The following is a 24,884-nucleotide window of genomic DNA, read 5'->3' on the forward strand; positions in this document are numbered from 1 at the left end:
CATGGCCTCAGCATGCCCGCGACGCACCTGCGAGGGAATTCCGGCGCGTCCGGTTTGGGGCCTCTCCTGCCGGGAAGTCGGAACGGGTGCGCGAACTACTGACGAAAATCGAACAGGCCTCCGGTCTCGACCGGGTGGGCGACCGGTTGCAGCGCGCCGTCCAGGGCACACTGCGTTCCCAGCGGGTACGCGACGCGCTGCACGGCGTGTGGCTCGGCCATCCGCTGCACCCCGCGATGGTGCAGGTGCCGGTCGGCGCCTGGATCTCCGCCGCCGTGGTGGACCTGCTGCCCGGCCAGCGCCGGGCCGCCACCGCGCTGGTGGGCCTCGGTACGGTCAGCGCGGTGCCCGCCGCGCTCGCCGGGCTCAACGACTGGGCCACGCTCTCCCGCGACCAGCGTCGGGTCGGGCTGGTGCACGCCGCCGCCAACACGGTCGGCCTGGCACTGTTCGCCGGCTCGCTGGCTGCCCGGCTCAACGGGCGGCACGGCCTCGGCCGGGCGCTGTCCTACCTGGGGCTGTCCGCCGCGGGCGGCGGGGCGTACCTGGGCGGGCATCTCGCGTACAAGCAGGGCGCCCAGGCCAGCCAGAGCGTCTCCGAGCTGCACCTGATCAGCGACGGCTGGCACCCGGTCGGCGACCTGGCCAGCCTGCCCCGGCACGAGCTGGTGACCAAGAAGATCGACGACGTCTCGGTGCTCCTCTACCGGGACGGCGACGACGTCACCGTGATGCTGGAGCGCTGCCCGCACCAGAGCGGCCCGCTCGGCGAGGGCAAGGTGGAGCAGATCGACGGCCACCCCTGCGTGGTCTGCCCCTGGCACGGCAGCGCGTTCCGCCTCGACGGTGGCGAGGTGGTGCACGGCCCGGCCGCCAACGACCAGGTCGTGCTGCCCACCCGCGTGGTGTCCGGCCAGGTCGAGGCCCGGCTGCCCTGAGTCAGTCCCGCCGGTGCCGCCCGTTGGACAGCGCGCGGGCGGGCACCGGTCGCTTGCGCAGCCCGAGCAGCGCCCCGATCTGCGCGCCCACGATGCTCGCCACGGCCAGCACCGCCGAGATGGCGAGCGGGCGGTTGATGCCCTCCTCGGCCGTGGCCCGGGACGCTCCCGCCGACATGGCCGGCGGCTGACCGACAGGAGCCTCCACCGTGGGCGTCGCCTCCCGCGGCGTGGGCTTGGGCTTCGCCTTCGGCGCGGTCGACGAGGCGCCGCCCCCACCCGGCTTCGCCGGCGCCGACTCGGCCGGCTTGGTGACCACGAGCCGCCCGGCGGCGTGCCGGCGGGCACCCGAGTCCGTCGCGTCCTCCGGCAACGTGATGAGCTGACCCGGGCGGATCCGGTCCGGGTCGGCGAGCCGGTTCAGCCGGGCCAGTTCCCGGTAGCGGTCGAAGTCGTCCAGGTACCGATCGGCCACCTCGCCCAGGTAGTCGCCCTTCGCCACCCGGTACACGGCCGGATCCCCGGCCTTCGACGCGGCCGGGGCCGGCCCTGCGACGCCTGCCGCCGGGGCGGCCGGAAGGGTGACGGCGGAAGCGGAGACGGCTTGGGTGGCGACCGCCGGGTGCGGGGCGGTGAGCGCGGCGGCACTCGCCGCGGCCGGGCTCGCGGCCAGGATCAACGCGACCGAACCCACGAGCGCGGCCGCCGCCTTCTGCTGGCGACCCATGCCCGGGAGCTTCGGCGCCGGCCGGCGTACCACCGCCGCCAACAGTTCCACCAGCACGGAGAACGCGAACGTCGCCCAGCCGAACCAGCCCACCACCGCAAGCGTCCGCAGGAACAGCTGACCATCGTCGCGGCTGGTCAACGCCGTACCGATCTCGGTCAGCGTGGGCAGATGGTCGGGCAGCGGGTTGCCGGCGAACGCCAGCAACGCGATCGGGCCCCCGGCCAGCACACCGACGAGCACGACGAGGGCGCCGAGCCCGGTGAGGACCTGGCCGGCGCGGCGGACGGGGGAGCGTCGGAGTGCACCCATGGCGGCCTTCCTTCCTACGGTGGTCCGGTGAGCGCCCGAGCGGTGGCCTCACCGGTGACGGTGGCGGTCTTCGACGCGCCGAACAGGCCGAGCAGATCCCGGCGGTAGACGATCTGGACGTGGACCCGGATCTGGGTCTCGGCGCCGACCACGGGGAAGTCGACCTCGTGGTCCTGGACGCCGCCCGCGGCGTCGAGGTAGTCGGCCACGGCCGCGCGGGCGGCCACCTGGTCGATCCGTTTCGGGCCGCCCTCGATGGCGCGAGCCCGGTCGATCATCTGGCCGCCGCTGCGCGCCGCCTCGGCGGCCAGGTTGTCCGCGCGTTGCAGGGCGCGTAGCTGCCCGGCGCCGTCGTAGGCGAGGCTGATGACGGCGAGCACACCCGCCATCGCCACGGCCAGGAACAAACTCACCCGGCCACTCTCCGCGCCGCGCCGCCCCGTCATCCGCGGCTCCGGTACGTGTCCAGCGGCGAGGTGAAGCTCGCCGAGACGGTCTTGCCGCCGGGCACGCCGGGCAGGCCGGGGGCGCTCAGGTCGTCGAAGGAGACGGTGCAGGTCACGGTGACCGTCACTGTCGCCGGCACGCCGGCGGCGCTCTCGTACGCGGCGGCGAAGCTCGCCGTCTTGCCGGCCACCGACCCGGCCAGCTCCAGTTGCGGCGGTCCGGCGCAGTTGAGCGCCGCCCAGCCGAGTTGGTTCCGGGCCGCCACCTCGGCCGCCTCCTCGCCGTCGTCGGCGTTGCGGGCGAGCGAGGCGGCCCGGGCGGCGTCGTGGGCGGCCGACTCGACAGCCTCGTCCGCGACGGCGGTCCGCCCGGCCACGCCGGCCAGCACCATCAGCCCGATGAAGGCGGGGGCGAGCACCGCCACCTCGATCGAGACGGAACCGCGCTCCCGTCGCCGCCCGGCGCTCATCCGGTGGTCCAGCGTTCGGCCGGCCCGTGCGCGGTCTGCGTGACCTCGAACGAGACGCCCGGGATGACGGACAGGGACCGCCCCCGCACCGTGCAGGTGACAGCGGTCTCGGTCTCCTCGCAGGTCGGCCCGGCCTTCTCCCAGCCGACCAGCCAGTCCCCGGAGCGTTTCAGGAAGCTGGTCGCCCGCTCCCGGCCGGCGTCCGGCCCGGCGTCGATGGTGCGCTGGGCGTTCACCCCGGTCTGCGCGGCGTTCAGCGCTGTGGACCGGGCGACGAACCAGACCGCGACCTGGATCGAGCCGAACAGCAGCACCAGGATCACCGGCATCACCACTGCCAGTTCGACCGGGTTCGCGCCCCGCTCGCCCTCGGCCAGACGGGCGCGCAGGGCAGCGGCGATCCGCCCCGGACCGGGCGGACCGGCGGGCCGGCCGGCGGGCGCCGGCCGGCTCCGGACCGTACGGGCGGGGCGGGGCATCACTCCGCGCCCGGCTCGACGTGGTCCGGGATGGCGTCCATCCAGTCGTTGGCCTTGGCCAGGGCGACAGCGGTGACCGCCATGGCGACCGCGACCAGGCCGAAGATGATGACGGCGGTCGGCACCGGGCTGTCGCCCCGCTCGCCGTCCCGTCGCAGCTCGGTGAAACGGCTTCGAACTGCCACATACAGATAGGTGAAGAGGTGCATGGTCGTCTCCTTCGCGGGATGGGGGTTCACAGACGGGCGAGGAACGGATAGATGGCGAAGCCGAGCAGGACGAACACCAGCAGCGAGCCGGGGATGTCCAACTTGCTGGTCACCCCCTCGGCCCGGGCCAGGTTGTCGGTGCGGATCTGGTCGCGCAGCGAGTCGGCGCGGGACCGCAACGTCTCGTGCACCTGGGCGCCCTCGCTGCCGGAGGAGCGCATGATGGCGCCCACGTCGCCCAGCTCCGGGATGCCGATCCGCTCGGCCAGCTCCTGCAACTCGTCCCACGGCGAGTGCATCTGGAGCTGGGCGAGCCGCAGCGCCTCCCGGATCCGGTCGAAGACCCAGCCGTCGCAGACCGCCGCCGCGCGCTCCAGCGACTGCACCGGGCCGTGCGCGGCGGAGAGCTGCAACGCCACCAGGTCGAGGTAGGTGCAGACCGCCTGCCGGAACTCGTCCCGGGCGGCGTCCGCCTTGACCAGCACGGAGCGGTGCGCGAGCAGGGCGGCCACGAGTGCCAGGCCCAGGCTGGCCAGCACCGGTACGGCCACCGGCAGCGCCACCCCGCCGACGAAGAGCACTGCCGAGGCGACCGCCGGGGTGGCGAACCCGACGAGCGCGGAGATCAGGACGGACAGCGCGTACTGCTCGGGGGTGCGGTCGAGCAGGGCCAGTTGCCGGTGCGGCGGGCGCAGCCAGCGGGCGAACCCGCCGAGCCAGTCCGGCCCGGCGCCGGCGGCCGGGGCCCGGCCGGGCGGCTGGTGCAGCCGGCGCAGCGCCGGGCCGAGCGCCGGGGTGGCGGGCAGCGCCTCGCGTACCACCAGGAACAGTCCGAGCCCGATCGCGCACCCGCCGAGCACCCCGATCGCCATCTGCCAGTTGAGGATCACGCGATCGCCTGCTCCGGGTCGGGCGCCGGCAGGAAACGTGCCGGCCGGGGCGGCTGGCTCATCGAGCGCACCCAGACCAGCAGGCCGACGAACGCGGCGCCGAGCACCGCCATCACGAGCTGGCCGGTCACCGTTCCGTAGGGACGGATGTAGTCGCTGTTCACCAGCCCGTACGCGAGCGTCGCCAGCGTCATGCCGGTGAGGAAGCGGACCGCGAACCGGGGCTGGGTGCGCTTCGCCTCGATCTCGCGCCGGGTCGCCACCTCGGCCGAGGCGGCGGTGGCGATCGACCCGAGCACGTCGCCGAGGCGCTCCCCCCGGTCGGTGAGATGCAGGATCAGCGCGGCCACCACCTGGTCGGCGACCGGGTCGGCGATCTCGTCGGCGAAGGCGAGCAGCGCGGAGCGGGCCAGCCAGCCGGCCTGGAGGCGGGCGGCGAGCGTGCGTACCTCCTCCTGGATCTCCTCCGGCGCGGCGGCGATGGTGCCGATGATCGCCTGCTGCAGGCCCTGGCCGGTGGCGGAGATGTCCTTGAGGCGCCGGGTCCACTCGCCCACTGCCTCGATCCGCGCGATGGCCCGCTGCTCGGCCCGGCCGACGGCGAACAGCCACGGCACGCCCGGTACCGCGAGCGCCACCAGCAGGCCGACCACCGGCAGCCCGGTGAGCAGGAACGCCAGCGCCCCGGCCACCACGGCGGCGCCGAGCAGGAACTGGTAGCGGCGCTGGTCGGCGCGGCTCGCGCCGGAACCGGTCCAGAGCCGGCTCAGGCTCGGCCCGGCGCCCGGTGCCGGGCCCGGTGGACGGCGGGTGCCGACGAGCGCCACCACGGTCAGCACCAGCCCGGCCACGCACGCGGCGCCGGAGACGAGGGCGATCAGTTCGATCTGCGTCACGCCGCACCTCCGCTCGGCCGCGCGCCGAGGCGGGTGTGCCGGGGCCGACGCCACGCGCCCACGCCGGCCTCGACGAACCGGGTGAGCAGGCGGGCGTCGTAGCCCACGCGCAGCAACTGGTCGCGGATGCGTTCGGGCAGGTGGCGGGGGACCGCGCGGCCGTCCGGCCCGGGACCGAAGACGGTCGTCGTGGTGATCCGGTTGCCCTCGCCGACGCCGATGACCTCCTCGACGTGTGAGACGAACCGGTACTTGCGCCCGCCGATGGCGGTCTCGTCCTCGACCGTGACGTAGACGATCAGGTCGAGCGCGTTACCAGCCATCCGCCGGGCCTGGTCGACCGTCATCTCCCGGCCGTGCGACAGCGCCAGCTCGATGATGCGTTCGCCCACCCCCGAGGGGGTACGCGCGTGGATGGTGCACATCGACCCGCGGCTGGTGGTCATCGCCTGGAGCATCGGCACGATCTCCCGGGACCGCACCTCGCCGACGATGATCCGCAGCACGCCCATGCGCAGCGACACCGGGATCAGGTCGGCGATGCTCACCTCACCCGCCGGCCGCCCGTCCGCGCCGCGCTCGCCGTGCCCCTCCCGGGACTCGAAGCTCATCACCGCCCGGTGCTTGTGCCCGCGCCGGGCCGGCAGCAGTTCCCGGCTCTCCTCCAGCAGCACGTACGGCTCGTCGGCCGGGATCTCGTCCATCAGCGCGCGGATGATCGTGGTCTTGCCGGCCCCGGCGAGCCCGGCGACCATGATGTTCAACCCGGCCCGCATGGACGCGCGGAGGAAGTCGCGCAGCAGTGGGTCGATCATCTCGTCCAGGTCGGGCCGGCCGCCCGTGATGTCCTCCAGGCTCACCGCGAGCGTGTTGTGCTTGCGGATCACCGCGTACGGGCGGTGGCTGACCAGGAACACGGCGGCGAGCCGGCTGCCGTCCGGTAGTTGCAGGTCGAGCGTGGGCTTCGAGGTGGACAGCGACCGCTCGGTGGCACCCGCCCGGCGGGCCGCCGCCTGAAGGATCTCCACCAGCTCGTCGTCGCTCTCGGCGATCGGCTCGGCCCAGTCGACGCCGCCGCCGTGCCGGGTGATGCGTACCTGGTCGCAGCCGAGGATGTGCACCTCCTCGATGCTGTCGTCGACGAGCAGTGTCTGGAGCCGTCCCAGCCCGACGAGTTCGGCTGTGACCTGGTCGAGCAGCAGCCGCTCCTCGTCCGCCGCCATCGGCGTGCCGGCCCGGCGTACCGAGTCGGCGTACGCGGAGACCACGGCGACCGCCAGCCGGGCGCGCTCGACCTCCTCGGCGTCGGCGTCGAACTCGCGTCCGCGCTGCCAGTGGGTGAGCCGTTCGCTCAGCTCCCGGCGCAGTTCGCGGACCACCGCGAAGTCGACACGGGGGCGCGGCGGTGGCGCCGGCGCCGCGGCCGGCGTCGGGCCGGGGACGTGGTGCCGCCCGTTCGGCGGGGCGAGCGGCGGGACCGTGGAGACGACGCCCGGCTGCTGCCCGCGTGGGTCGTGGGAGACCGGCTCAAACCGCACCGGGCACCCCCGGCATGCTCGACGCGGTCACCGCGCGCGGCGTGGTCGCCCCGGGCCAGGCGAGCCGGGCCCGCCGCCGGTCCAGCAGCGCCCGGACCGGCACCTCAAGGGCGCCGGCCGCGCGCATCAGCGGCCGATTCGCCCGTACGGTGCCGCCGTGGCCGAGCACCTCGGCGGTACGCGGGTCGTCCGGCAGGCGGGCGATCACCGGCAGCCGCAGCACCTTGCTGATCTCGCTGGTGCCGTGTCCGTCGCCGACCACCAGCAGCCGCAGCGTGCCGGGCGGTACGCGGTGCTCGGTGAGATCCCGCTCGATCGCGCGTGCGGTGGCCTGGGTGGCGGAGAGGTCGGGCAGGTGCGCGCGGGTGACCAGCAGCACCACCGCGGCGGCCCGCAGCAGCGGCCACGGTGGACCGCCGACCGCCAGCCGGCCGCAGTCGACGAGCACGTCGTACGGCGGTTCGCCCCGTTCCAGCCCGACGAAGTAGTCGGCGAAGCGCTGCCAGAGCGGAATGACGCTGCCGGCCTGGGCCGGGTCCACCACGCCCGGTAGCAGCAGCCGCTCGCGGCGGGGCGCGTCCAGATCGACCAGCTGGGACCAGAACGCGTGCTCCAGGCTGCCGTCGCGCAGCTCGCCCACGGCGAGTTCACCGATGCCGCGCGGGCCGTCCAGCGCCCCGCCGAGGTAACCGGCGAGGATCGAGCCGCCCGCCGGGTCGCACTCGGCCAGCACGAGCCGCCGGTGCCAGCTCAGCGCGGCGGCGAGCGCCGCCGTGGTGACGCCCGGCGAGCCCTTCGCCGAGACCAGGGCGATGATCGCCATCAGGCCGCCTCGGTGAGGACGAGCGCGATCCGGTCGTCGGCGGCGAGCGCCACGACCGCCGGCACGTCTCGTACGGCCAGCGCCAGGTAGACCACCACGTCGCCGCTCTGCGGCGTGACGCTGTCGATCACCGTGCCCTCGAACCGGGTCCCGCCGCCGCGAGCGGCGTCGGTGCTGTTCGTGCTTCTGCTCGGCGTGCTGACCAGCAGGACCTTGTCGCCGGGGTGCAGCTTGCGGGCCGGCACCTGCTCGGGTTTGAGCCCCAGCGCGATCTGCTGCTGACCGGGGCCGAGCAGCGGGGCCTCGGTGAGCTGCGCCGCCGTGAGCAGCGTGCCCGGGGTGAGCCGGACGGCCGCCCGCAACCCCAGCACCTCGTCCATCCGGTCGGCGGATACGGGCCGGAGTTCCCGTCCGCCGGAGACGCGTACCGGCACCAGGTCGTCGGCGGTCAGTTGCCGTCCGACGTCGACCGGCCGGGCCACGGCCAGGTACGTGCCGGTGGAGCGGACCGACGTGACGGCGAACGCCGCGCCCAGCCCGCCGAGGGCGATCAGCAGGATTGCCAGGCCGAGCAGGCCGGGCCGGACGCGTCGTTGCCGGACCACCTTCGGCGGCGCGACCGGCGCCTCCACCGGGGATCCGTTGCGGGCTGCCACCACACTCATCGGGTCACCACCTGAAGCTCGTTGATCTGTACCGGGATGACGCCGCTGGACCGGCTCTGGGCGATCACGCCGCTCTCCCCGCCGCCGGACCACTCGACGGTCCAGAACGTGGTGGCGCTGACCCGGTAGGTGTCCGCGTTCGGATAGCCCTGGTCGAGGCCGCAGTCGGGCGAGGCGGAGCCGGCGTTCGGCCCGTCGGCCCGGTACGGCGTGCCCGGTCCGTGGCAGGTGACGTCGATGTCGTCGGACATGTGCCAGACGATCCGGTCCACCTTGGCGGTGATCTCCACGGTCAGCCCCCGGTCGGAGGCGGAGGCGGTCAGCGGCCCGAAGTACGCGGGACCCGGGCTGGCCCACATCCAGACCGGCAGCCCGACCAGGCCCGGTCCCTGGCTGCGCCGGGGCGCGACCGAGGCGCGCGGCGGGAGCAGCGAGATCGAGGCCAGCGCGCGGCGGGCCAGTTCCTCCGGGTCCGGCGGTGTGCCGTAGCCGGGCGGCGGGGCGTCGAGGAGTTCCTGGCGCATGCTGCCCGTGTCGCCGCCGTTGCAGGTGAGCTGGTACCACTGCTTGCCGGGGGGTGCCTCGTCCTGCGGCTCGGCGAGCTTGTAGTAGCAGCCGTCGGCGTTGTTGAACCAGCCGAGCGCCTCGTTGTAGCAGGGGATGGCGCGGCCGTTCCACTGGCACTTCGCGGTGCCGCCGCCGTTGCCGCCCCCGCCGCCGTTGTCCCCGCCGCCACCGGGGCCACCCGGCCCGCCCGGGGTGCCGGAGTCGTCGTCCCAGACGTCGCAGTCGGTCTGCTCGGGCGGGCACGAACCGCCGGGGTCGGCGGCGCGCGCGGGTGCGCCGGTGAGCGTCAGCAGCGCGGCCAGGCCGGCGGCGAGCAGCAGCCGGCGGGACGTCCCGGCCCGGGTCGGCCGGGCCGGGACACCCCTTCCTCCCCAGGTCAACACGGCTGGTCCTGGTGTGCGGCGCCGCCGTTTACCAGCCACCGGCCGTCCGGGAAGCGGACCGCCGTGGCGGTGGCCAGGTAGCGCCCGCCGCGGGCGCCCGGTACGGCCTTGCGGTCCTTGGCGTAGACGAGCCGGTAGCCGCTCGCGTCCAGGCAGTCCTGGATCTCGACGGTGGGCGGGCGTGCGGCCAGGTCGACCGAGACCACCTCGGGGTCGGAGTGCAGTTTCCCGGTACGCATCGCGCCGTGCTCCTTCGCGTCGAGAATCGACATTCGCACCCGGGTCAGCAACGGATCAGCCAGAAATCGGGTCAGAGCGGGATGGGACGGATCACTGCGCGCACTGGCTGCCCGGGACGCGTCGAGATAGCCGGAATATGCGGCCAGAGCGGCTTTTCCGGCCGCGTTCTCCTCCGCGCCGGAATGGGTGGCGGGGGCGGCGGCGCGGCCGGCGAGGGGCCCGGTGGCCGCCTCCGGCTCGGTGCCGCAGCCGGCCGAGCCGACCGCCAGCGCGAGGCTGAGCAGGAAGATTCTCCATCGGCGGGATTGCCGTGTGCGCAACGCCGATCCCTCCTCGGTGCTGGCCCGGGGCGATCACGCCGACCTGCTCCGGGCATGCGGAAGCGCGCCCGGAACTGTCACTCCGGGCCCCCGTCGCCACCACTGGTATTTACCTGTACTGATCACTGCGGATTCGTGCCTGGTGCCTCCGACGCCAATTGATCGGGGGTTGCGTCGTACCCAAGGGGCGAGCATAGGCTCACGTCCGCCGATGCAACAGAGGCAATTCACGTGAACACGGTGAGTGAAGACGGGAGGTGGTGGCCGGTGTGTCTCGCCGCGGTGACGAGCAGGCTTCCGCGAGGCTCCGAGCCCGCGGGCGTGTGCTCACCCGTACACGCCCCGGCGGCGGCGACGAGCCGCCGCCGTACCGCCGGTATGGGTGGGGAGGGTGCCGCTCGTCCGATCCGTCCCGCCGCTCCGCCGGGGTGTCCGCTGCGGCCCGTCGCGACCGCCGGCGCGTCGCGTCAGGTGCACGTGTGGCATGCAACCGTCACATCGAAAGTTGAACAAAATCACTCTGCGTGCTCCCGGATGGAACGCACGGCGACCGGACGGGAGGGCCGGCATGACGGCTGAACGGGTACGGCGTCCCGGATCGACAGTCGACGCCCGGCTGCCGGCCGCCCTCGCCGTCGTACCCCTGCTCCGGCTGGCGGTCGCGCGCTACGCCGTACCGCAGGGGTCTCCGGACCGGACGTCGTGCGACGGCTGCGGCGCCCCGATCGGCCTGGCCCGGCCGCTGCCGGCGCTCGGGCCCGCCGCCCGCTGCCCCGGCTGCCGGGCCCGGATCGGTGCGCCGCCCGCTGTGGTGGAGGCGGCGCTGCTGCTCGCGGTGGCGGTGCCGGTGTTCGCCGGCGGCGCGCCCGCCGCGCGGCTGGCACTGGCGTGGTGGCTGGTCTGGGCGGTGCCGATGACGATCGTGGACGCGCTGGCGCACCGCCTGCCCGACCGGCTCACCTGGCCGTCCGCCGCGGGGGTGTGGGCGCTGCTCGGGGTGGCCGCGCTGACCGGTCCCGGGGCGGACCCGTGGATACGCGCCGTCCTGGCCGGTCTGGCGCTGGCCGGCGGCTTCGCCGCGACCACGCTGCTGTTCGGGCGGCGCGGCTTCGGCCTCGGCGACGCCAAGCTGGCGCTCGGCGCGGGCGCGCTGCTCGGCTGGTACGGCTGGCCGGCGCTGGTGACCGGGCTGGTGCTCGCGTTCGCCCTCGCCGGGCTGGCCGGGGTGGTGCTGCTCGCCGCCCGGCGGGTCCGCTGGTCCGGGCATCTGCCGTTCGGGCCGTTCCTGGTGCTCGGCACCGCCGCCACGCTGGTGCTCGTCAGCGTGTGATCGGCCACCCGCAGGTGCGGGCCGTGGCCGCCACGGGTACCGGAGTCCCAGCCACCTCCCAGTCGGGTCTGGTTCGGTGGCGTCCAGACTTCGGACTCGGGAGGGCACGTGCCGCACGGCGACGACGGTTGGCGGATCCGGCGCACCAGCGCGGACCTGGACCGGCTGGGTGAGACCGAGTCCGTCTTCGCGCTCGCGAACGGCTGGGTGGGCTGGCGCGGGACGCTCGACGAGGGCGAGCCGTGCGGCATGCCGGGCAGCTACCTCAACGGGTTCCACGAACAGCACGACCTGAGCTACCCGGAGAGCGGGTACGCGTTCCCGGAACTCAGCGACACCGTGATCAGCGCGCCGAACGCCGCCCTGATCCGGCTCTGGGTCGACGACGAGCCGCTGGACCTGCGGACCGGCACGATCCGGCGCCACCACCAGGAACTGGACCTGCGTGCCGGGGTGGTCCGCCGGGAGACCGAGTGGGTCTCGCCGGGCGGCCGGGGCGTGCGCATCCGCAGCACCCGCCTGGTCTCGCTGACCCGGCGTCCGGTCGCCGCGCTCGACTGGGCGGCCGAGCCGCTGGACGAGCCGGTCCGGCTGCGGGCCGGCGCCGACCTGCTCGCCAACCAGCGGGTGCCGGAACGCGCCGACGACCCCCGGGCCGCCTCGGTGATCCACGATCCGCTCACCGGCGAACTCCGCCGCGAGGACGGACTCGACGGCGTGCTCGTGCACCGGACCGGGCGCAGCGGCCAGCGGGTCGCCGTCGCCGTCGCGCACCGGATCGAGGCGCCCGACGAGGTCGCCACCGACACCGAACTGACCGCCGACCGGTTCCGGCTGGCGCTGTCCGGCCCGGTACGCCCCGGCGAGCGGATCCGGGTCACCCGGTTCGCCGCGTACGAGTGCGCGGACGTCGACGGCACGCCGGCCGCTGAGCTGGCCGACCTGGTCGTCGCGGAGGCGGACGCGGCCCGGAACGACGGCTTCGACACCCTGCTCGCCGAGCAGCGCGCCGCGCTCGACGCGGCGTGGGCCACCGCCGACGTCGAGCTGGACGGCGACCCGGAGCTGCAACTCGCGGTGCGGTTCTCGGTGTTCCACCTGCTCCAGTCCGGCCGCGCCGACGGCGACCGGACCATCCCGGCCAAGGGGCTGACCGGCAACGGCTACGACGGGCACGTGCTCTGGGACACCGAGGGGTACGTGCTGCCGGTGCTGACGTACCTGGCGCCGGAGCTGGCCCGCTCGGCGCTGCGCTGGCGGCACGCCCACCTGCCGGAGGCCCGGGAACGCGCGGCCGAGCTGCGCCTGACCGGCGCCACCTACCCGTGGCGGACGCTCAGCGGCCGGGAGTGCTCCGGCTACTGGCCGGCCGGCAGCGCGGGCCTGCACGTCAACGCGGACATCGCGGACGCGGTGCTGCGGTACGTCGCGGTCACCGGCGACACGGAGTTCCTCGCCGAGTGCGGCGCCGAGGTGCTGATCGAGACGGCCCGGCTGTGGCACGGCTACGGCCACTTCGACGACGGCGGCGCGTTCCACCTGACCGGCGTCACCGGCCCGGACGAGTACTCCGCGCTCGTCGACGACAACGTCTTCACCAACCTGATGGCCCGGCGTAACCTGCGCGGCGCCGCCGACGCCGCGGAGGACTGCCCGGAGGTGGCCGCGCGGCTCGGCGTCGACACCGCCGAGGTGGCCGGCTGGCGGGCCGCCGCCGACGCGATGTTCGTCCCGTACGACGGCAAGCGCGGTGTGCACGAGCAGTCGGCCGGGTTCACCGCCCAGCCGGAGTGGGACTTCGCCGGCACCGGCGAGGACGACTACCCGCTGCTGCTGCACTTCCCCTACCAGGAGCTGTACCGCAAACAGGTGGTCAAGCAGGCCGACCTGGTGCTGGCCATGCTGCGCTGCCCGGGGGAGTTCACCGCCGAGGAGAAGACGCGCAACGTCGCCTACTACGAGGCGCGGACCGTCCGGGACTCGTCGCTGTCGGCGTCCGCGCAGGCCATCCTCGCCGCCGAGGTCGGGCACCTCGACCTGGCGTACGACCTGTTCGCCGAGACGGCGTTGCAGGACCTCGCGGACCTGGGCGACAAGACCGCCGACGGGCTGCACCTGGCGTCCCTGGCCGGCGCTTGGCTGGTGGTGGCGCAGGGCTTCGGCGGGCTGCGCGACGATCGGGGCGTGCTCTCCTTCGAGCCGCGGCTACCCGGGCCGATCACCCGGCTCGCGTTCCACCTGCGCCGGCGCGGGCAGCGGCTGCGGGTCACGCTCACCGAGCGGGAGGCCCGCTACGAGCTGCCGGACGCCGGTCCGGACGACGCGGTGGAGCTGTGGCACCACGGCGAGCAGCTCCGGGTCACCGGCGACGGGCCGGTCACCCGGCCGATGCCGCGGGTGCCCGACCCCGGCCCCGAGCCGCAGGCCCCACCCGGCCGCCGTCCCGAACGGCGCGCTCAGGAGGCGGCCGGCGGCGACTGAACCGGCAGGCCGGACATCCGGGCGACGACCTCCTCCAGCGCCTCGAACGCGTACGCCCAGTTGTGGCACTTGAAGCTGCGCAACCCGGTGATCGGGGTGCGGCAGTCGGCACAGTGGACACCCGGGATCGCGTCCGGCACCTCGGTGTTCACGTACTTGCGCTCACCGAGGATCACCCGCGCGATCATCGTGTGGTCGTGCACGCCGTGCAGCGCGGACGCGACGATGTCGTACCAGGTGACCCGCCGGCCGCACTTCGGGCAGTCCGGCTCGTCGCCGCTGACCCACAGCGGTGCGCCGATGCTGCGCGCCGGCATGTTCAGCAGCTTCTCCAGCCGCCGCACGTCCGCCTCCGGGGTGGTCCACCGGTGCCGCCCGGGCAGCGACGCGGGCGAGTCGTAGACGGCGCGGAACACCACCGGCTCGACCTCCACTGTCTCCCGTCCACCTGCCATCGGGTACCTCCTCGCCATGGTGTGTCCCACCGTCGTACCAGGTGGAGGGCGGTATCAACCGGATCACCGACACCGCGGGTCAGCGGTGTGTCGCGCAGGGTGCTAGACATCGAGGCGTGACGGAGGCTGAGAACCGACCCAATGTGGCCCGGATGTACGACTACTACCTCGGCGGCTGCCACAACTTCGCCGCCGACCGCGCCGCCGCCGAGGAGATCCTGAAGATCTTCCCGGACACCGGCGTCGCCGCGCAGAGCAACCGCGCGTTCCTGCGCCGGGTCGTGCTCTGGGCGGCCGAGCAGGGCGTACGCCAGTTCCTCGACATCGGCGCCGGCCTGCCCACCCAGGGCAACGTGCACGAGGTGGTCCGCGCGGTACACCCCGACGCCCGGGTGGTCTACGTCGACCACGACGAGGTCGCCGTCGCGTACGCCCAGCGGTTGCTGCCCGCCGACGGCCGCACCGTGGTGCTCCAGGGTGACCTGCGGCGTCCCGACGAGCTGCTGGCCGACCCGACGCTGCGGGCCACCATCGACCTGTCCGAGCCGGTGGCGGTGCTGCTGCTCGCGGTCCTGCACTTCGTGCCCGACGCCGACGACCCGTACGCGGCGGTGGCGACGCTGCGCGACGCCACAGTGCCGGGCAGCGTGCTCGCGCTGTCCCACCTCACGCTGGACGGTCTGCCGACGCTGCCCACCGAGCAGGGCACGGCGATCTACCGCCGCAGCAGCTCCCCGCTGGTGCCGCGCAGCCGCGACGAGGTGGCCCGCTTCCTCGACGGATACGAGCTGGTCGAGCCGGGTCTGGTCAAGGTGGCGGACTGGCGGCCCGACGGCGAACCGCAACTGGGGGTGTCGCACGGGTACGGCGGGGTGGGCGTCCGCCGCTGACCCGTCGTCGTCAGTCCAGGCCGCTCGCGTCAGTCCAGGCCGCCGTGCGCGGCCCACAGCGCGGCGGCCCGGTCGGCCGCCGCCACGAGCGCGGCCAGCTCCGGCCGGTCGGGTACCCGGAACGACACGTACGCGCCGCGTCCGCCCGCCGTGGGCCGGCCGTACGCCTTCGCGGCGAGGCGCCCGTCCGGCAGCAGCCGGATGTTGAGCGTGGTCAGCGTGAACTCCTCGCCGCGCCGGGTGTCGGTCCAGCGCAACTCCTCCGGCACCGTCACGTTGATGGCGAGGGCGCTGATGTCGGGGGAGGCGGGGCTGCTCATCCGGCGATCGTCGCACGATCGCGTGCTCACCGGCGCAGCGTGGTCTCCCGGGTCATGTGGGACAGCTTCTCCGGCTTGCGCACCGCGTAGAGCCCGCTGATCAGGCACCGCTGTCACCGCAGGTTCCGGAAGAACGACCGGACGTCGTCGGCGAGTTGCGGCGGCTGGAGAAGCGGCTCGCCGCCGTCCAGGACGACCTGCTCGCGCCGCTGTCGCCGGACGAGCGCGCGGACCTGACCCGGCTCCTGTCGCGAGTGCTGGCCCACCACACCCGCCCGTCCGCCTGACCGCCGCCTTCCGGCGCGGTTCTCGCTCACGCCCTACCATTATCGTTCTCGATAGTGATAACGTCTGTGGCGTGACGACGTCGATGGAGCGGTGGGCGGAGACCGCACTGCACCCGGTGCGGATCCGCATCCTGCGCGCGGCCGCGGGTGCCCGGGTGACCACTCACGACCTGGTCGAGCTGCTGCCCGACGTCCCGCAGGCCACGCTCTACCGGCACCTGGCGACGCTCGTGAAGACCGGGATGCTCGACGTGGTGGAGGAGCGCAAGGTCCGCGGCGCCGTCGAGCGGGTGTACGCGCTGCCCGCGCACGGCGCGGCGCTGGACCCGGCGGCCCTGGCGGCGGCGACGCCGGAGGACCACGCGCGCTACTTCACCGCGTTCGTGTCGAGCCTGCTGTCCGAGTTCTCCCGCTACCTGGCGCGGGACTCCGTCGACTTCGTCGCCGACGGCGTCGGATACCAGCAGCTCGTACTGCACCTGACCGACGCCGAGCTGCACGAGTTCGCGGCCGGGCTCAACGCGCTGGTCGGCCCGTTGCTCGCCAGAGGGCCCGGCGACGGACGGATCCCCCGGCTGCTGGCGACCATCCTGATGCCCGCCGACCGCCAGGCGACCCCCGGCGACACGCACACATCAGCGCACGACTCCGACACGACGAAGGGCGACGACTGATGGCCTCCGTAATCCTCGACGGCGATGTGATCGACATCCGGTTCACCGGATGGGAACGGATGTGGGTCGGGCGGGAGCGGTTCGCGCTACGCCTGGCCGCCGTGCGGCACGCCGCACCGGTGGACGAGCCGATCCGGCTGGCCCGTGGCGCCCGGCGCGGGTACGCGGTGTCCGGCTTCGCCAAGATCGGCGTCTGGGGCATCTTCGGCGGCCCCCGGCAGCTCGTGGCGGCCCGGCGGGGTCAGCCCGGCCTGCACCTGGTGCTGGACCGCGCGGCGGCCGGCGGAGAGTTCGACGAGGTCGTCGTCTCCGACCCGGCCGCAGCGGGCCTCGCCGAGACGATCGGGCGCGCGACGAGGAGCCGGCCATGACCGGCGACCACCTGTCGATCGAGGCGTCGGGCCTGACCAAACGCTACGGCGACGTCACCGCCGTACACGATCTGACCTTCACCGTGCGGCCCGGCGCGGTCACCGGCTTCCTCGGCCCGAACGGCGCCGGCAAGACCACCACGCTGCGCATGCTGACCGGACTGGTGACGCCGACCAGCGGCACCGCCACGATCGGCGGACAGCCCTACGGCCGGCTGCCCCAGCCGTCGCGGATCGTCGGCGCGGTGTTCGACGGCAACGCGTTCCACCCCGGCCACACCGCCCGTGACCACCTGCGCCTCTACGCCGCGATGGCCGGCTGCCCGGACAGCCGCGTCGCGGAGCTGCTGGACCTGCTCGGCCTCGCGCACGCCGCCGACCGTCGTACCCGGGGGTTCTCCACCGGCATGCGCCAACGGCTCAGCCTCGCCACGGCGCTGCTCGGCGACCCTCGCGTCCTGCTGCTCGACGAACCGTCGAACGGCCTGGACCCGGAAGGCGTGTCGTGGCTGCGCGGCCTGCTGCGCCGGCTCGCCGACGAGGGCCGCACAGTGCTGGTCTCCAGCCACGTCCTGCACGAGGTCCAGCAGATGGTGGACGACGTGGTGGTGATCCGGCGCGGCGAACTCGTCGCAGCCGGGCCGTGGTCCCGGCTCACCGGCCCGCCGACGGTGCTCGTCACCTCGCCGGACGCGGACGCCCTGGCCACCGCACTGACGGCCGCCGCCGGGTCCGTCGAGGCCGCCGGGCCCGGCCGCCTGCGGGTACGCGGACTGGACGCGCCACGCGTCGCCGACCTCGCCGCGGACCACCGTCTGCGCATCCACGAGCTGGTCACCGAGACCACAAGCCTCGAACAGCTCTTCCTCGACCTGACCACCGACCCGGCGGAGGCCCGATGAACCTGCTCAGAGCAGAACTACGCCGGGTGCTGGCGACCCGGATGTGGGGCGGGCTGCTGCTCACCGCCGTCGCGCTCGGCGGCGGCCTGGTCGGGCTGATGGCGCTCGTCGGACCGGAGAACTTCGACCCGCCGATGCCCGGACTGCACACCGAGGAGGGCCTGCGGTCGATCCTCGGCATCCTCGGCTTCACCGCCTTCGTGCCGGCCGCCGCCGGCGCCCTCGCGGCCACGTCGGAATACCGGCACGGCACCGCCGCCGTCACGTTCCTGTTCGCGCCGCGCCGAGGGCGGGTGCTCGCCGCCAAACTCGCCACCCACGCGATCGTCGGCCTCGGCTACGGGATCGCGCTGGCCGGCTCCGCCGCGGTGGCCCTGTTCGCGGTCGCCGCCGTGCGTGGCGTGTCGCTGGGCCTGCCCGCTCCCACGGTGCTGGCGCTGCTCGCCCGCATCGGCGTCGCGATGGCGGTCTACCTGCTCGTCGGCACCGGCGTGGGCGCCCTGCTCCGCAACCAGATCGCGGCCGTGTGCGTGGTCGTCGGCTACCTGTACCTGGCCGAGCCCGTCCTGATGATGATCCCCGGCGTCAACGCGATCTACCCGCTCCTGCCCGGCGGAGCCACCGCCGCGCTCACCGACTTCACCTACGTCGCCGACGCGATGTCCGCGCAGCTCGGCAGCGACGCCGTCGCACTCCTGCCACCGGCGGCGGGCGCCCTGCTGCTGACCGGGTACGCGGTCGCCGCCGCCGCGATCGCCGTGGTCGTCCCGATGCGCCGCGACATCACCTGAGCGTCGCCGCGTCGTCGCCGTCCGGCGTATCAGGGCTGGCGCCGGCCGAAGACGATTCGTACTCTGGTCCTCCGACGCTCAGGGGCGACGGTGGGGGAGGGTCGACGCTGCATGGATCCGGTCCTCGCCGGTCTGCCGACCGACCGCGTCGTCGCCCTGCCCGGCGCGGACACCGACGCGGTCGCCATGACGATCGCCCGCGACCACGCGGAACCGGCCGCCGTCGTGCATCGCCCGGCCTCGGCGTACGCCATGCCGGCGGACTTCGCGCACGCCGCGCTGGACCGGCTCGAACAGGTCGCCGTCGAACTGCTCCCGGCGTGGCTGCCCGAGGCCGCTGACGGTGTCCGCCCGGACATCTCCGGACTCGCCGCCGTGCGCGCCGCGGCCGCTGCCCGGTCGCGCCGGGACCGTTACCCCGGCTCCTTCCTGAGCGACCTGGCCGTCCTCGCGGTCACCGGGCGGCGGCCGAGCGCCACGACGCTTCCGCTGCGTGTACGGGCTGCCGCGCTGGCGCGTCTGGTGGCCGGGGCGTTCGGGCGGCGGAAGGTGGTGCTGCTGATCGAGCCGGTCCACGGCGACGCCGCCGTGGTCGCGGCCGGGGGCGCGTGGCTCGTGCAGCACGGCGGCCCGCCGGTCTGGCTGGTCGGAGCGGGCGCGGCCGGGCTGGAGGGGATTCCGGCGTTCCCCGTCGCGCCGCTGGCCGGGCCCGCCGGGTACGCGCCGGTGGCAGGCCGGCCGCATCCGGGCAGCGACGCGGAGAAGAGGCTGGAGGCGGCGCTGGCGGCGCAGAGCTGGTCGGCCGGGCGGACATGGAACCAGAACTACCAGTCGCACCGCCTTTCCGCGCCGGTACGTCTGGATCTAGTGTGGCCGGACGAGCGGTGCGTGGTGGAGATCGACGGCCCGGAGCACTGCCGCCCGGTCCGCTTCGAGGCCGACCGGCAACGGGACGTCCAGTTGCAACTGGACGGCTATGCCGTCCTGCGCTTCACCAATGCCCGAGTAGTCCACGACGTCGGCACCGTGGTCACGCAGATCGGCACCTTTCTGCGGGCCCGTCGCCGAGACCTGGCGGAAGGACGGCACCATGGCCGGCGATGACCTGACCGCATCCGAGAGCGCGATCCTCGTCGTGCTCATGGCCGAGGCGCGGGAGGTGCTGAGCACCGAACTGCGGGACCGTTACGGCCTGGTCGTACGCAAGCCGCAGCGCGACAAGCTCACCCGCCTGCACTACGTCGCCAGCCGCAAGAGCGGACCGACGTACGCGCTGCAACTGGACGACAAGGGCTGGGTACGGATGCAGAGCGACCTGGACTTCGCGCTGCGCGGGGCGAGTGCGCTCGGCGCCGCGCTCACCGCGTTGCAGGTGAGCCTGCGTGATCGGGTCCTGGCCCGCAGCGGCTGCGCGACGCTCGCCGAACTCTTCGCGCTCACCGACGTGCGCGCGCCCGCCGCCTCGGCTCCCGAACCGTCCGGGTCGGTGGAGGCCCGTGTCGTCGCCGCGTACCGGGCGCTCGCCGACGAGCCCGGCGCCTGGGTGAGCCTGCGCCGGCTGCGGCCGTTCTTCGCCGACGTGCCGCGCGGCGACCTGGACGAGGCCCTGCGCCGGCTCAGCCGCTCCGAGGGCGTCACCATCGCGCCGGAGTCGAATCAGAAGACGCTCACCGGGGCCGACATCGAGGCCGCGCTTCGCCTCGGCGGGCAGGACAATCACCTGCTGGCGATCGGCGGGTAATGGACGAGGCGGAACGGAACGCGCTGGCCGCCCTGCGGTTCGACTGGGCGCCGGTGCCCGACGACGTGTGGCGCCCACTGCCCTTCCACGTCGACGGCCTGCACGTACCGGTGGTGCGGGAGGTCCTCGCCGGGGTGGACGAGGCCGCGCGAAACCCGCACGGCAGCCCGCTCGGCCTGGTCGTCCAGGGCCAGCGAGGCTCCGGCAAGACCCACCTGCTGGGCGTGATCCGCCAGCAGGTGCAGGAGCGCGGCGGCTACTTCTTCCTGGTCGGCCTGCTCGACGCCGGCGGCTTCTGGGACGGTGTGCTGGCCGCGATGCTCGACGGCCTGTCCCGGCCGGTGCCCGGCAGCAGCGAGACGCAGCTCAAACTGCTGCTGCGGCGGTTGTCCGCGAAGGTCGGGGCGCCCCGGACGGCACGCCGGGCCGTCATGGGCGACACCGAACTGACGAAGGCGGCGCTCGACGCCTTCCTGGACGGGCTCGGTGACTTCGACAGGCACACCGCCCGTACCTGTCAGGAGACGGCCCGGGCGCTGGCGCTCAGCGCCTCCGAGAACATCGCCCACCGCGACGTCGCGGAGAACTACTTCCTCTCCGGTGAGGAGATGGTCGCCGGGGAACGCGCGGCCTGGGGCATGCGCCGCGTCCCGCGCCCGGCCCAGCAGATCGTGCAGGACCTGTCCTGGCTGCTCGCCCTCACCGGCCCGTCGGTGGTGGCGATCGACCAGATCGACACGCTGATCGCCCAGTTGGCGATCCAGAGCGACCCGGCGCTGGCGGGCGCCGCCGCGATGAGCCCGGAGCAGGCGCTGATGCTGGCCCGGATGGCGGACGGCCTGATGGCGTTGCGGCAGTCGACCCGGCGCACGCTCACCGTCCTCGCCTGCATCCCGAACTCGTGGACCGTCATCAGGTCCGCCGCCGCCGACACCGTGGCCGACCGGTTCCGCGAGACGCCGCGGCTGCGCCGGATCGACGACGCCGACCTGGCTCGGGCGATCATCGAGAAGCGGTTCACCGTCCGCTACCGGGAGGCGGGGTTCGTGCCGCCGTACCCGTCGTGGCCGGTGTCCCCGCGCGCCTTCGCCGAGGCCGGCGCGTTCACCCCGCGCCAACTGCTCATCGAGATCGACAGGCACATCCGCGAGTGCATCGCCGACGACCAGGTCCGGGAGATGACCACGCTCGGCGAGCCACCCACCGCCGAACCCCGGGCGTCCCGGCCCGCCCCGGTCACCGCCACCGGCGAGGAGATGGACCGGTACGACGCCCGGTTCGCCGAGCTGCGGGCGGCCGCCGACGTCACCGGCCCGCTGCGGCGCGCGTCCGAGGACGAGATGATGCCGCCGCTGCTCGCGGCCGGGCTCACCGCCTGGATCCTGGAGCGGGGCGACGCGGGCGAGGCGTTCAGCGTCGACCCGCCCCCGAGCACCGAACCGCCGCTGCACGCCCGGCTGCGGCTCACGCTCGACGAGCGCACCGAGGACCAGGTGCACTGGTGTTTCCGGGCGATCGCCGACGATCACCACGGCAACGCCGCGCTGGCCCGGCTCCGCAAGGCGAGCGTTTCCGCCGCCCTCGACACCGGCTCGGGCCGGCGGAAGCTGTTCCTGCTGCGCAACCGCGCCTGGTCGGCGAGCGCGGCCACCAGCAAGGCGGTCGCCGCGTTCACCGAGGCGGGCGGTCAGACGCTCGGCATCGACGAGGAGGACGTGCGCATCCTGGCCGCGTTGCGGGTCATGCTCGCCGAGGCCACCATGGACCTCCAGGGCTGGCTGGTCGCGCACCGGCCGACCCGGGAGCTGAAGTTCCTCCAGCACGCGCTGGCCGATGTGGACCGCTGGACCACCGACGCCGGGCCTCCGCCGGAACCCGCCGAGCCGGTGCCGGCCGCCACCGCCGCCGCCCCGTCCGAGCCGTCCTTCGTCATCGGGTACGGGTACGACGACGGGCAACCGGTGCCGCTGGCGCTTGAGGCGCTGCGCAAGCACACCACGATCTTCGCCGGCTCCGGCTCCGGCAAGACCGTCCTCATCCGCCGCATCGTCGAGGAGTGCGCGCTGGCGGGCGTCTCCGCCATCGTGCTCGACCCCAACAACGACCTCGCCCGCCTCGGCGAGGAATGGCCCGAGCTGCCGCCACAGTGGCGACCGGGCGACGCGGACCGGGCCCGGGACTACCTCGCGCACACCGACGTCGTCGTCTGGACGCCGCGCCGCAACTCGGGCCGCCCGCTGAGCTTCCAGCCGCTGCCCGACTTCACCGGCGTACGCGACGACCCGGACGAGTTCGCCGAGGCCGTCGAGGCGGCCGTCGCGTCCCTCGCACCGCGCGCCATGGTGACCGGACGGGCCACCCGGGCGCACCTCGGGCTGGCTGTGCTGCGCAAGGCCGTCGAGCACTACGGCCGGCGCGGCGGCTCCCGGTTGCCGGGGTTGATCGACACGCTCGCCGACCTGCCGGACGGGATCATCGACCTGGACGACGCCGACAAGATCGGCCTCAGCCTGGCGCAGACCCTCACCGCCGCCATGGTGAACGACCCGCTGTTCGGCGGCGAGGGCACGCCGATGGACCCCGGCGTGCTCCTCACCCCCGCGCCCGGCAAGCGGGCCCGCGTCTCCGTGGTCAGCCTGGTGGGGCTGCCGTCCGACGACGTACGGCAGAGCTTCGTCAACCAGCTCCAGATGGCGTTGTTCGCCTGGATCAAGAAGAACCCGGCCGGGGACCGCCCGCTGCTCGGGCTGCTCATCATGGACGAGGCGCAGACGTTCGCCCCGTCGGGCGCGATGACCGCGTGCACCCAGAGCACGCTGGCGCTCGCCGCCCAGGCCCGCAAGTACGGGCTCGGGCTGATCTTCGCCACGCAGGCGCCGAAGGGGCTGCACAACCGCATCCCCGGCAACGCGGCGACCCAGCTCTACGGCCTGATGAACAGCCCGATCCAGATCGAGGCGGCCCGCGAGATGGCCCGGGCCAAGGGCGGTGACGTGCCGGACATCTCCCGCCTGACGGTCGGCGAGTTCTACCTCGCCGCCGAGGGCGCCGCACCCGGCAAGATCCGTACGCCGTTGTCGCTGACCCACCATCCGCGTAGCCCGCTCACCGTCGAGCAGGTGCTGGACCGGGCGCGCGGCGGTCAGGGGCGCAGCACGTAGCGTCCGCGTACCCCGCCCTTCGCCACCGCCCGGTGCGCGTCGGCCACCTGGTCCAGCGGCACCACCGTGTGCACCCGCGCGGGCAGCTCACCGGCGGCGGTGCGGGCGAGCAGGTCGGCCAGGAGTGCGCCGTCGGGGCGCACGTCGACCGCGCGCACAGTGACTCCGCGCTCGGCGGCGGGCAGGGCGTTCGGCCGTACGCCGACGAACACGCCGCCGTCGCGGACCAGCGCGAACCCCTGTTCCTGCCACCCGGCGGCGTCGGCGACGGCGTCCCAGCCCGGCTCGGCGGTGGTGGTGAAGTCGGCGCCGAGGTCGCGGACGAACTTCTCGTCCCCGGCCCGCGCCAGGCCGGTCACCCGCCATCCCCGGTCCCGGGCGAGCGGCACGACGTAGCCGCCGACCGCGCCGGCCGCGCCGGTGACCAGCAGCCGGCCGCCGTCGGGCGCGTCGCCGAGCAGGTCGACGATCTGCGCCGCGGTCTGGCCGTTGAGCGGCACTGTCGCCGCTGCCACCAGATCCAGGCCATCGGGTACGACAGCCAGGTCGGACACGGGTACGACGAGCTGCTCGGCGTAGGTGCCGAAGTCGCGGTCGAACCCGCCGACCAGTCCGGCGACCCGGGTGCCCACGGCGAGGTCGACGCCGGGCCCGGTCGCGGCGACGACACCGGCGAAGTCCCAGCCGAGTCCGGTGTGGTCGGGCTGGTGGATGAGCCCGATCGAGTGGAAGAAACCGCCGACGACCCCGAGGTCGGCCGGGTTGACAGGTGCCGCCGCGACGTCCACCCGGACCTCGCCGGGCCCCGGCTCGCGCTGCGGGACGTCGATGATCTCGATCGACTCAGGTCCGCCGGGCGTGCGGACGACGGCGGCGCGGAAGGTACGCGTACCCATGATCGTGTCTCCTTGTTCGTGAGGGTGTTCCTGCTCCACGATGGAGGGGTAACTTTCTTTCGGGAAGTACGCACTTCGGAGTGCGTTGGGTACCCCCGGGTAGGAGGCGCGGACGATGCCGACGCAGACGGCGGCGCAGCGGCGGGCGCAGGCGCGGGACGCGTACGACGCGTTCCTCGCCGAATGCCCGAGCCGGCAACTCCTGGACCGGATCTCCGACAAGTGGGTGGCGCTGATCCTGGCCGCGCTGGGCCGCGACGGCCCGGACCGCAACGCGGAGCCGCGGGTCATGCGCTACTCCGAACTGTCCCGCCGGCTGGCCGGGGTCAGTCAGAAGATGCTCGCCCAGACGTTGCGCTCGCTGGAACGCGACGGCCTGGTCACCCGCACCGTGACGCCGAGCGTGCCGGTGACCGTCACCTACGGGCTGACCGACCTCGGTCAGTCGCTGCACCAGCTCATGTACGGCATGAAGCTGTGGGCCGAGGCGCACATGGACGAGGTGCACGCCAATCGCGAGCGGTACGACGCCGCCGCCGATCGCTGACCGCCACGCCGGAGTTCTCCGAAACTTTCGGTCCTCGTCGCGCTTGTCGGCGCTCGGGCCGGGCACTGCCCTGCGACGTCCCTCGATGGCCTGACGCCCTGATCAGCCGGGTTGCGCCCCTGTTCGACTGAACAT

Annotated in this window: 28 protein-coding genes; 13 read left to right on the plus strand and 15 right to left on the minus strand. The window is 74.1% G+C overall.

The window, feature by feature from the left end; translation table 11 throughout:
• Positions 1–86: 86 nt before the first annotated feature.
• Positions 87–938: a Rieske (2Fe-2S) protein gene (locus ACFYO8_RS14190; protein ID WP_354866069.1), complete on the plus strand. Its 852-nt coding sequence runs from the start codon at positions 87–89 to the stop codon at positions 936–938.
• 1 nt (position 939) lies between these two features.
• On the opposite strand, the gene ACFYO8_RS14195 is transcribed toward ACFYO8_RS14190, so the two are convergent.
• The 12 genes from ACFYO8_RS14195 to ACFYO8_RS14250 are packed head-to-tail and all read right to left on the minus strand — an operon-like array spanning position 940 to position 9,903.
• Positions 940–1,977, minus strand: a complete 1,038-nt coding sequence (locus ACFYO8_RS14195) for a LysM domain-containing protein (RefSeq protein WP_355014987.1) — start codon at positions 1,975–1,977, stop codon at positions 940–942.
• A gap of 14 nt (positions 1,978–1,991) precedes the next feature.
• Entirely contained in the window at positions 1,992–2,423 is a 432-nt protein-coding gene (locus tag ACFYO8_RS14200; RefSeq protein ID WP_357708065.1) for a hypothetical protein, read from the minus strand.
• Positions 2,420–2,893: a TadE/TadG family type IV pilus assembly protein gene (locus ACFYO8_RS14205; RefSeq protein ID WP_354866064.1), complete on the minus strand. Its 474-nt coding sequence runs from the start codon at positions 2,891–2,893 to the stop codon at positions 2,420–2,422. Before ACFYO8_RS14205 ends, ACFYO8_RS14200 begins: the two co-directional genes overlap by 4 nt.
• A complete protein-coding gene (locus tag ACFYO8_RS14210) occupies positions 2,890–3,372 on the minus strand; it encodes a TadE/TadG family type IV pilus assembly protein (RefSeq protein WP_354866062.1) in 483 nt (160 codons plus the stop codon). The genes ACFYO8_RS14205 and ACFYO8_RS14210 overlap by 4 nt, the downstream gene beginning before the upstream one ends.
• Entirely contained in the window at positions 3,372–3,581 is a 210-nt protein-coding gene (locus ACFYO8_RS14215; RefSeq protein ID WP_354866060.1) for a hypothetical protein, read from the minus strand. Before ACFYO8_RS14215 ends, ACFYO8_RS14210 begins: the two co-directional genes overlap by 1 nt.
• A 26-nt stretch (positions 3,582–3,607) precedes the next feature.
• Positions 3,608–4,453: a type II secretion system F family protein gene (locus ACFYO8_RS14220; RefSeq protein WP_354866752.1), complete on the minus strand. Its 846-nt coding sequence runs from the start codon at positions 4,451–4,453 to the stop codon at positions 3,608–3,610.
• 14 nt (positions 4,454–4,467) lie between these two features.
• Positions 4,468–5,421: a type II secretion system F family protein gene (locus ACFYO8_RS14225; RefSeq protein WP_387188340.1), complete on the minus strand. Its 954-nt coding sequence runs from the start codon at positions 5,419–5,421 to the stop codon at positions 4,468–4,470.
• Positions 5,364–6,905: a CpaF/VirB11 family protein gene (locus ACFYO8_RS14230; protein WP_354866056.1), complete on the minus strand. Its 1,542-nt coding sequence runs from the start codon at positions 6,903–6,905 to the stop codon at positions 5,364–5,366. Before ACFYO8_RS14230 ends, ACFYO8_RS14225 begins: the two co-directional genes overlap by 58 nt.
• Entirely contained in the window at positions 6,895–7,728 is an 834-nt protein-coding gene (locus tag ACFYO8_RS14235; protein ID WP_355014990.1) for a ParA family protein, read from the minus strand. The genes ACFYO8_RS14230 and ACFYO8_RS14235 overlap by 11 nt, the downstream gene beginning before the upstream one ends.
• On the minus strand, positions 7,728–8,393 hold the full coding sequence (locus ACFYO8_RS14240) for an SAF domain-containing protein (protein ID WP_354866052.1): 666 nt from the start codon (positions 8,391–8,393) through the stop codon (positions 7,728–7,730). The genes ACFYO8_RS14235 and ACFYO8_RS14240 overlap by 1 nt, the downstream gene beginning before the upstream one ends.
• Positions 8,390–9,343, minus strand: coding sequence for a hypothetical protein (locus tag ACFYO8_RS14245; RefSeq protein ID WP_355093946.1), 954 nt, complete (start codon positions 9,341–9,343; stop codon positions 8,390–8,392). Before ACFYO8_RS14245 ends, ACFYO8_RS14240 begins: the two co-directional genes overlap by 4 nt.
• Positions 9,337–9,903, minus strand: a complete 567-nt coding sequence (locus ACFYO8_RS14250; protein WP_354866048.1) for a hypothetical protein — start codon at positions 9,901–9,903, stop codon at positions 9,337–9,339. The genes ACFYO8_RS14245 and ACFYO8_RS14250 overlap by 7 nt, the downstream gene beginning before the upstream one ends.
• Before the next feature lie 568 nt (positions 9,904–10,471).
• On the opposite strand from ACFYO8_RS14250, the gene ACFYO8_RS14255 reads away from it, so the two are divergent.
• Together ACFYO8_RS14255 and ACFYO8_RS14260 are read left to right on the plus strand one after the other, a co-directional pair.
• Complete coding sequence (locus tag ACFYO8_RS14255; RefSeq protein ID WP_354866047.1) at positions 10,472–11,233, plus strand: A24 family peptidase; 762 nt, start codon at positions 10,472–10,474, stop codon at positions 11,231–11,233.
• 108 nt (positions 11,234–11,341) lie between these two features.
• On the plus strand, positions 11,342–13,714 hold the full coding sequence (locus ACFYO8_RS14260) for a glycosyl hydrolase family 65 protein (RefSeq protein ID WP_354866045.1): 2,373 nt from the start codon (positions 11,342–11,344) through the stop codon (positions 13,712–13,714).
• On the opposite strand, the gene ACFYO8_RS14265 is transcribed toward ACFYO8_RS14260, so the two are convergent.
• Positions 13,690–14,169 (minus strand): hypothetical protein, encoded by a 480-nt coding sequence (locus ACFYO8_RS14265; protein ID WP_354866043.1) that lies wholly within the window; start codon positions 14,167–14,169, stop codon positions 13,690–13,692. The genes ACFYO8_RS14260 and ACFYO8_RS14265 overlap by 25 nt on opposite strands.
• Positions 14,170–14,285: 116 nt before the next feature.
• Between ACFYO8_RS14265 and ACFYO8_RS14270 the strand changes: the two genes are divergently transcribed.
• Positions 14,286–15,059: an SAM-dependent methyltransferase gene (locus ACFYO8_RS14270; RefSeq protein ID WP_354866041.1), complete on the plus strand. Its 774-nt coding sequence runs from the start codon at positions 14,286–14,288 to the stop codon at positions 15,057–15,059.
• A gap of 29 nt (positions 15,060–15,088) precedes the next feature.
• On the opposite strand, the gene ACFYO8_RS14275 is transcribed toward ACFYO8_RS14270, so the two are convergent.
• Entirely contained in the window at positions 15,089–15,379 is a 291-nt protein-coding gene (locus ACFYO8_RS14275) for a hypothetical protein (RefSeq protein WP_354866039.1), read from the minus strand.
• A 155-nt stretch (positions 15,380–15,534) separates the two neighbouring features.
• Here ACFYO8_RS14275 and ACFYO8_RS14280 point away from each other — a divergent pair, with 155 nt between their 5' ends.
• From ACFYO8_RS14280 to ACFYO8_RS14315, 8 genes are all read left to right on the plus strand, one after another.
• On the plus strand, positions 15,535–15,666 hold the full coding sequence (locus ACFYO8_RS14280) for a hypothetical protein (RefSeq protein WP_354866037.1): 132 nt from the start codon (positions 15,535–15,537) through the stop codon (positions 15,664–15,666).
• 71 nt (positions 15,667–15,737) lie between these two features.
• Positions 15,738–16,340 (plus strand): helix-turn-helix domain-containing protein, encoded by a 603-nt coding sequence (locus ACFYO8_RS14285; protein ID WP_244933151.1) that lies wholly within the window; start codon positions 15,738–15,740, stop codon positions 16,338–16,340.
• Complete coding sequence (locus ACFYO8_RS14290) at positions 16,340–16,711, plus strand: hypothetical protein (RefSeq protein ID WP_121686283.1); 372 nt, start codon at positions 16,340–16,342, stop codon at positions 16,709–16,711. Before ACFYO8_RS14285 ends, ACFYO8_RS14290 begins: the two co-directional genes overlap by 1 nt.
• Positions 16,708–17,613: an ATP-binding cassette domain-containing protein gene (locus ACFYO8_RS14295; RefSeq protein WP_354866035.1), complete on the plus strand. Its 906-nt coding sequence runs from the start codon at positions 16,708–16,710 to the stop codon at positions 17,611–17,613. The genes ACFYO8_RS14290 and ACFYO8_RS14295 overlap by 4 nt, the downstream gene beginning before the upstream one ends.
• Positions 17,610–18,404 (plus strand): ABC transporter permease, encoded by a 795-nt coding sequence (locus tag ACFYO8_RS14300; protein WP_121686285.1) that lies wholly within the window; start codon positions 17,610–17,612, stop codon positions 18,402–18,404. Before ACFYO8_RS14295 ends, ACFYO8_RS14300 begins: the two co-directional genes overlap by 4 nt.
• 111 nt (positions 18,405–18,515) lie before the next feature.
• Positions 18,516–19,508, plus strand: a complete 993-nt coding sequence (locus ACFYO8_RS14305; protein ID WP_354866033.1) for a DUF559 domain-containing protein — start codon at positions 18,516–18,518, stop codon at positions 19,506–19,508.
• Positions 19,495–20,145 (plus strand): hypothetical protein, encoded by a 651-nt coding sequence (locus ACFYO8_RS14310; protein ID WP_354866031.1) that lies wholly within the window; start codon positions 19,495–19,497, stop codon positions 20,143–20,145. The genes ACFYO8_RS14305 and ACFYO8_RS14310 overlap by 14 nt, the downstream gene beginning before the upstream one ends.
• Complete coding sequence (locus tag ACFYO8_RS14315; RefSeq protein WP_354866029.1) at positions 20,145–23,306, plus strand: helicase HerA domain-containing protein; 3,162 nt, start codon at positions 20,145–20,147, stop codon at positions 23,304–23,306. Before ACFYO8_RS14310 ends, ACFYO8_RS14315 begins: the two co-directional genes overlap by 1 nt.
• Here the strand turns inward: ACFYO8_RS14315 and ACFYO8_RS14320 are convergent.
• Positions 23,288–24,202 carry an NADP-dependent oxidoreductase gene (locus tag ACFYO8_RS14320; RefSeq protein ID WP_354866028.1) on the minus strand — a complete coding sequence of 305 codons (915 nt, stop codon included), beginning with the start codon at positions 24,200–24,202 and terminating at the stop codon, positions 23,288–23,290. The two genes, ACFYO8_RS14315 and ACFYO8_RS14320, sit on opposite strands and share 19 nt — an antisense overlap.
• 115 nt (positions 24,203–24,317) lie before the next feature.
• Here ACFYO8_RS14320 and ACFYO8_RS14325 point away from each other — a divergent pair, with 115 nt between their 5' ends.
• Positions 24,318–24,749: a winged helix-turn-helix transcriptional regulator gene (locus tag ACFYO8_RS14325; protein ID WP_387257253.1), complete on the plus strand. Its 432-nt coding sequence runs from the start codon at positions 24,318–24,320 to the stop codon at positions 24,747–24,749.
• The last annotated feature ends 135 nt before the right edge of the window (positions 24,750–24,884 follow it).

This window comes from Micromonospora sp. NPDC005257 (assembly GCF_042872445.1).
Lineage (GTDB): Bacteria > Actinomycetota > Actinomycetes > Mycobacteriales > Micromonosporaceae > Micromonospora.

Bases quoted from the DNA above. Each gene is read 5' to 3' on its own strand.
- ACFYO8_RS14195 (WP_355014987.1), bottom strand. From the start codon at position 1,977: ATGGGTGCACTCCGACGCTCCCCCGTCCGCCGCGCCGGCCAGGTCCTC.
- ACFYO8_RS14200 (WP_357708065.1), bottom strand. From the start codon at position 2,423: ATGACGGGGCGGCGCGGCGCGGAGAGTGGCCGGGTGAGTTTGTTCCTG.
- ACFYO8_RS14205 (WP_354866064.1), bottom strand. From the start codon at position 2,893: ATGAGCGCCGGGCGGCGACGGGAGCGCGGTTCCGTCTCGATCGAGGTG.
- ACFYO8_RS14210 (WP_354866062.1), bottom strand. From the start codon at position 3,372: ATGCCCCGCCCCGCCCGTACGGTCCGGAGCCGGCCGGCGCCCGCCGGC.
- ACFYO8_RS14215 (WP_354866060.1), bottom strand. From the start codon at position 3,581: ATGCACCTCTTCACCTATCTGTATGTGGCAGTTCGAAGCCGTTTCACC.
- ACFYO8_RS14220 (WP_354866752.1), bottom strand. From the start codon at position 4,453: ATGGCGATCGGGGTGCTCGGCGGGTGCGCGATCGGGCTCGGACTGTTC.
- ACFYO8_RS14235 (WP_355014990.1), bottom strand. From the start codon at position 7,728: ATGGCGATCATCGCCCTGGTCTCGGCGAAGGGCTCGCCGGGCGTCACC.
- ACFYO8_RS14240 (WP_354866052.1), bottom strand. From the start codon at position 8,393: ATGAGTGTGGTGGCAGCCCGCAACGGATCCCCGGTGGAGGCGCCGGTC.
- ACFYO8_RS14255 (WP_354866047.1), top strand. From the start codon at position 10,472: ATGACGGCTGAACGGGTACGGCGTCCCGGATCGACAGTCGACGCCCGG.
- ACFYO8_RS14265 (WP_354866043.1), bottom strand. From the start codon at position 14,169: ATGGCAGGTGGACGGGAGACAGTGGAGGTCGAGCCGGTGGTGTTCCGC.
- ACFYO8_RS14275 (WP_354866039.1), bottom strand. From the start codon at position 15,379: ATGAGCAGCCCCGCCTCCCCCGACATCAGCGCCCTCGCCATCAACGTG.
- ACFYO8_RS14290 (WP_121686283.1), top strand. From the start codon at position 16,340: ATGGCCTCCGTAATCCTCGACGGCGATGTGATCGACATCCGGTTCACC.
- ACFYO8_RS14295 (WP_354866035.1), top strand. From the start codon at position 16,708: ATGACCGGCGACCACCTGTCGATCGAGGCGTCGGGCCTGACCAAACGC.
- ACFYO8_RS14300 (WP_121686285.1), top strand. From the start codon at position 17,610: ATGAACCTGCTCAGAGCAGAACTACGCCGGGTGCTGGCGACCCGGATG.
- ACFYO8_RS14305 (WP_354866033.1), top strand. From the start codon at position 18,516: ATGGATCCGGTCCTCGCCGGTCTGCCGACCGACCGCGTCGTCGCCCTG.
- ACFYO8_RS14310 (WP_354866031.1), top strand. From the start codon at position 19,495: ATGGCCGGCGATGACCTGACCGCATCCGAGAGCGCGATCCTCGTCGTG.
- ACFYO8_RS14315 (WP_354866029.1), top strand. From the start codon at position 20,145: ATGGACGAGGCGGAACGGAACGCGCTGGCCGCCCTGCGGTTCGACTGG.
- ACFYO8_RS14320 (WP_354866028.1), bottom strand. From the start codon at position 24,202: ATGGGTACGCGTACCTTCCGCGCCGCCGTCGTCCGCACGCCCGGCGGA.
- ACFYO8_RS14325 (WP_387257253.1), top strand. From the start codon at position 24,318: ATGCCGACGCAGACGGCGGCGCAGCGGCGGGCGCAGGCGCGGGACGCG.